Origin of the sequence: Natronomonas sp. (genome assembly GCF_036625485.1) — an archaeon.
GTDB lineage: Archaea > Halobacteriota > Halobacteria > Halobacteriales > Haloarculaceae > Natronomonas.
The window spans coordinates 1-5,064 of record NZ_JAZKTR010000166.1 but is presented as its reverse complement, the minus strand read 5'-3'; the positions used below and the strand labels follow the sequence as shown (position 1 = coordinate 5,064).

Annotated in this window: 6 protein-coding genes; 5 read left to right on the top strand and 1 reads right to left on the bottom strand. The window is 65.9% G+C overall.

What is annotated here, in order from left to right:
• Positions 1–32: 32 nt before the first annotated feature.
• Positions 33–416: a hypothetical protein gene (locus tag V5A53_RS12835; protein ID WP_332314015.1), complete on the bottom strand. Its 384-nt coding sequence runs from the start codon at positions 414–416 to the stop codon at positions 33–35.
• 108 nt (positions 417–524) lie between these two features.
• Here V5A53_RS12835 and V5A53_RS12830 point away from each other — a divergent pair, with 108 nt between their 5' ends.
• From V5A53_RS12830 to V5A53_RS14610, 5 genes are all read left to right on the top strand, one after another.
• Positions 525–1,823, top strand: a complete 1,299-nt coding sequence (locus tag V5A53_RS12830) for an amidohydrolase (protein ID WP_332314014.1) — start codon at positions 525–527, stop codon at positions 1,821–1,823.
• A 135-nt stretch (positions 1,824–1,958) separates the two neighbouring features.
• Entirely contained in the window at positions 1,959–2,939 is a 981-nt protein-coding gene (locus V5A53_RS12825) for a hypothetical protein (RefSeq protein ID WP_332314013.1), read from the top strand.
• A gap of 126 nt (positions 2,940–3,065) precedes the next feature.
• Positions 3,066–4,346 carry an adenosylhomocysteinase gene (locus V5A53_RS12820; RefSeq protein WP_332314012.1) on the top strand — a complete coding sequence of 427 codons (1,281 nt, stop codon included), beginning with the start codon at positions 3,066–3,068 and terminating at the stop codon, positions 4,344–4,346.
• A gap of 114 nt (positions 4,347–4,460) precedes the next feature.
• Entirely contained in the window at positions 4,461–4,655 is a 195-nt protein-coding gene (locus tag V5A53_RS12815; RefSeq protein WP_332314011.1) for a hypothetical protein, read from the top strand.
• A 240-nt stretch (positions 4,656–4,895) separates the two neighbouring features.
• On the top strand, positions 4,896–5,064 hold a 169-nt coding region (locus V5A53_RS14610; RefSeq protein ID WP_442928700.1), incomplete at its 3' end, for a MarR family transcriptional regulator.

Sequence of the window (5,064 nt, the reverse complement as noted above, 5' to 3'; positions counted from 1 at the left end):
CCCTATCGGACGCTGTCGGATGGGCCTTTACCCTATCGGACGCCGCCGAAGCCACCGCGGAGGGCGTCGGCGGCGTAGCCGGCGCCGGCGACGAGGAAGGTCGCCAGCGACAGGGCGAAGAGCCCGACGGCGGTCTCTTCGAGCGGCAGCGCCGCCAGCGAGGCCGTGAGTCCGGCGTCGGTTCCGGCCATCCCCACGACCAGCAGATGGAAGACGAACACGAACAGGAAGCCACCGAAGGAGGCGAACCCGGCGGCGACGCCGTAGCGGAGCAGTTCGATACCGACGGCGTCGTCCGGGAACACCGTCTCGGCGTGGAGGCGGGGAGCGTGTCGATACCACAGGAAACTGCCGAGGAAGAAGACCCCGGCGAACCCCGAAAGGAGGAGGGCTATCACGACCAAAAGCGGGCGCATACGGGGAGTTCCCGTCGGGCTTTGAAAAAGCCCGGACTCGGTTTAACGAGCCTGAGAACGCGCCGCCGTGTCGGCAGTTTCAACCGCCCCCTGCGCCTACCGCCGCCCATGAGTACGCTGGGAATCACCGGCGGACGCGTCCTGTTGCCCGACCGCTCGATCCGCGAGACGGACGTGCTCGCCGACTGCGACACCGGCCGCATCGTCGAGATCGGCGACGGGCTCGACAGTGAAGCCGACGAGACGCTCGATGCCGACGGCTCGCTCGTCGTTCCGGGACTGGTCAACACGCACTGTCACGCCGCGATGACGCTGTTGCGGGGCTACGCCGACGACAAGCCGCTCGACGCGTGGCTTCAAGAGGACATCTGGCCCGTCGAAGCCGCGTTCGGCCCGGAGGACGTACGCGCAGGCGCACGCCTCGGCGCCGCCGAGATGATCCGCAACGGCGTCACCGCGGTCGGCGACATGTACTTCCACGTCCCCGAGGTCGTCGCCGCCTTCGATGCGGCCGGCCTCCGGGCCCGCGTCGGCCACGGCATCGTCACTGTCGGCAAGGACGAGGCCGACGCCCGCGCCGATTTCGAGGAAGGCCTCGCCGTCGCCCGCGAACTCGACGGCGCCGCCGACGGCCGGGTGCAGACGGCGCTGATGCCCCACTCGCTGACGACTGTCGACACCGAGTTGCTGGAGACGTACGTCGACCGTGCACGCGACGAAGGGATTCCGCTCCACTACCACGCCAACGAAACCGAAGACGAGGTCACCCCTATCGTCCAGGAACGCGGCGTCCGGCCCCTCGAATTCGCCGACGACCTCGGCATGTTGGAGTCGGGCGATTTCATCGCCCACGGCGTCCACGTCGACGAGACCGAAATCGAGTTGCTGGCCGACCGCGAGGTCGCCGTCGCCCACTGCCCGGCCTCGAACATGAAACTCGCCAGCGGTATCGCGCCCGTCCAGCGGATGCTCGATGCGGGCGTTACGGTCGGTATCGGCACCGACGGTCCCGCCTCGAACAACGACCTCGACGTCTTCGACGAGGTCCGGGACGCCGCGATGGTCGGCAAACTCGCCGCCGAGGACGCCAGCGCCGTCGCCGCCCCGGACGTCGTCCGGGCCGCGACGGCCGGCGGCGCCGAGGCGCTCGGCTTCGATTCCGGTCGCATCGAGGAGGGCGCACTCGCCGATTTCGCGGTCATCGACCTCGAGGCTCCGCATCTCACGCCCGAGAACGACCTCGTCTCCCATCTGGCCTACGCCGTCCGCGGCAGTGACGTCCGCCACACGGTCGTCGGCGGCGAGGTGCTGATGGAGGATCGCGAGATCCGTACCCTGGAGGTCGACCCCGTCCGACGGGAGGCCCAGCGGCACGCGAACGAGGCTATCGGTCGCGCATCCGAGTGACGGATTAAACGGCGAGAGTCGTTTCTAAACGTTCTAACGGTTTTTGAACCGATTACTTACCAGTTACAGACAGCTTCTGAACCGACTGAACGGGAGACCCCCTTTATCCGTATCTCGCGTCTCCAACCGAGTGAGATGAGCTCGAATACAAAACTCGTCGCGATTGCCCTGTCGGCGCTGATGTTGCTGTCAGTGCTCGGCCCCGGAATGGCGATGGCACAGGAAGAAAGCGACGGAAACCTGGAGATCGACGTCGCACAGGACGACGTTGTCGAAGTGACAGTATCCGACGACAACGGGACTGTCGAGAACGCAACGGTGAACGTGACCGTTGACGACGAGAACGCGACCTACGAGGACGCAGGCGAGTACACGACCGACGAGAACGGAACGGTCGAACTCTCCGTCCCCAACGAGACGGTGAACGTGACCATCACCGCAGAGGCGGACAACCGCACGGCCTCCGAGTCGGTGACGCTCGAAGCAGCGGAGCCCGGCCTCTCGGTGTCCGTCGAGCAGGCTGACGATGGCACGGCCACGGTGACCGTCTCGGAAGACGGTGAAGGCGTCGAGAACGCGTCCGTCGAGGTCGCCGTCGACGACGAGAACGCGACGTACGACGGTGCGGGCGACTACACGACCGGCGAGAACGGTACGGTCGACCTCCCCGCGCCGAACGAGACCGTCGACGTCACGGTGACGGCAGACTACGACAACGAGACCGCGAGTACGTCCGCGACGCTTCTGAGCCCCGACGAGATCGAAGATGACGAGCAGGAACCGTTCGGTCAGCAGGTCCAGCAGTTCGTCGAGAGCATCCTCAACGGTGACGGCGACGAGAACAAGACCGTCGGTCAGCAGGTCGCCGAGTTCGTGACGTCGAACAACCCTGGTAACGCGCCCGAACACGCTGGCCCGTCCGACAACAAGACGCAGGGCCCGCCCGAAAACAAGACCCAGGGCCCGCCTGAGCACGCTGGCCCGGCCGACAACAAGACGCAGGGCCCGCCCGAGGACGCCGGTCCTGACAGTGACGACGAGGAAACTGAAGAAGAGGAAACCGAGGAGGAAGAAGAGGACGGCGGTCCCGGCAACGGTAACGGCCCCAACAACTGACGACCCGTAGCCGTTCCCCGCGCTCCCCCCTCTTTTCGCGCGGTTTTCTTTTTCGCGGGCCTCGTTCGATAGCACCGATAGGTATCGTTCGGTAGCGTTTTCCCGGCCACACCCCTCGTGGGAGGTATGAGTCACCCGACGATAACCGAACAGCTCGACGACCCGGCAGAGTCCCGGGCGTCGGGCCGCAAGAAGATCGAGTGGGCCCGCCAGCACATGCCCATCATGACCTCGCTGGCCGAGGAGTTCGCCGCCGACCAGCCTCTAGAGGGCGAGACGGTCGCGATGGCGATGCACGTCGAAGCCAAGACCGCGGTCCTGACCGAGGTGCTGGCGGAGGGCGGCGCCGAGGTCGCCATCACCGGCTGTAACCCGCTTTCGACCCACGACGACGTCAGCGCCGCGCTGGACGCCGTCGACGGCATCACCTCCTACGCGAAACACGACGTCGACGACGAGGAGTACTACAGCGCCATCGAGGCGACCATCGGCCACGACCCGACCATTACGGTCGACGACGGCGGCGATCTCGTGATGGCCATCCACGAGGACTATCCCGAACTCATCGACTCCATCGTCGGCGGCTGTGAGGAGACGACCACGGGCGTCCACCGCCTGCGGTCGATGGATGCCGACGGCGAGTTGAAGTACCCGATGTTCGCCGTCAACGACACGCCGATGAAGCGCCTCTTCGACAACGTCCACGGGACGGGCGAGGCCACGCTGTCGAACATCGCGATGACGACGAACCTCTCCTTTGCGAGCAAGAACATCGTCGTCGCCGGCTACGGGTACTGTGGCCGCGGCGTCGCCAAGAAGGCCGCCGGCCAGAACGCCCACGTCATCGTCACCGAGATCGAGCCCCGGCGGGCGCTCGAGGCCCACATGGAAGGCTACGAGGTCTGTTCGATGAACGAAGCCGCCGCGAAAGGCGACATCTTCGTGACGACGACGGGCAACCGCGATATCATCACCGAAGAACACTTCGAGAAGATGAAAGACGGCGTCGTCCTCGCCAACTCCGGGCACTTCAACGTCGAGATCAACCTCGAAGACCTCGATTCGCTGGCCGAGACCCGACAGGAGGTCCGCGACGGCGTCGAGGAGTTCCGCCTGCCCGACGGCCGCCGCATCAACGTGCTGGCCGACGGCCGCCTCGTCAACCTCGCCTCGCCGGTCGCGATGGGCCACCCCGTCGAAGTGATGGACCAGAGCTTCGGCGTCCAGGCTGTCAGCGTCCGCGAACTGGTCGAGAACAGCGACGAGTACGGGCCCGGCGTCCACGAGGTGCCCGACGACCTCGACAAGGAGGTCGCCGAGATCAAGCTCGCCGCCGAGGGCATCGAGATCGACGAACCGACCGACGAGCAGATCCAGTACATGGAAAGCTGGCAGCACGGTACCTGAAGGTAATCCGCGCGCAGTTCAGACCGTTTACATCGTTTGTACCACCCGAAATCGACAGTTTTCATTGAACGTTTGGGGCGGTTGAAGGAGCCTCCCGGGATAGACCGGGGCAAGATGCGCGCACCCGATTCCGACATCGACGGCGAACAGGCACCCAGTCCGCTGGTCGATTCCCGCATCGAGGAGACCCCGTCGGGCGAGAAACGGTGTATCATCTTCGACCACGTGAGCGCCGCCAGCGACGGCACGCCGGGTCGGTGGATTACCGCCGACGAAGGCTGGTTCGTCGACCTGCGCGATACCCGATAACGGGCGAATACCGTCGCTTGCGCCGAGGACAACGTTTTTGCCGGCGGCTGCCCTCCCGTCGGATATGGCATCCGAACCCGCCGCCGTCGGCACCGTTTCCGACCGCTCAACGAGTCCCGGGTTCGGCTTTTTCTTCGCTGTCTAGACGCGGGTGGAACCGGGCGGGCGCTTGCGTCCCCCCGGGGAAACCCCGTCTTCGAGTCGGAACCGCTAACAGACAGACCCACGCATACCGCATCAATGAGACTACCCGAAACGCAGGTCGCGCTGCTGGAAGCCGCCAGCGCGACCGAGACGAAAACGGTTGCACAGCTCGCCGAGGAGCTCGGCGAGGACCCCGCCGCCGTCACCCGGGCCGCCTTCGAACTCGAAGACGGCGGGCTGGTGGCGGTCGACGAACACGTCGCCG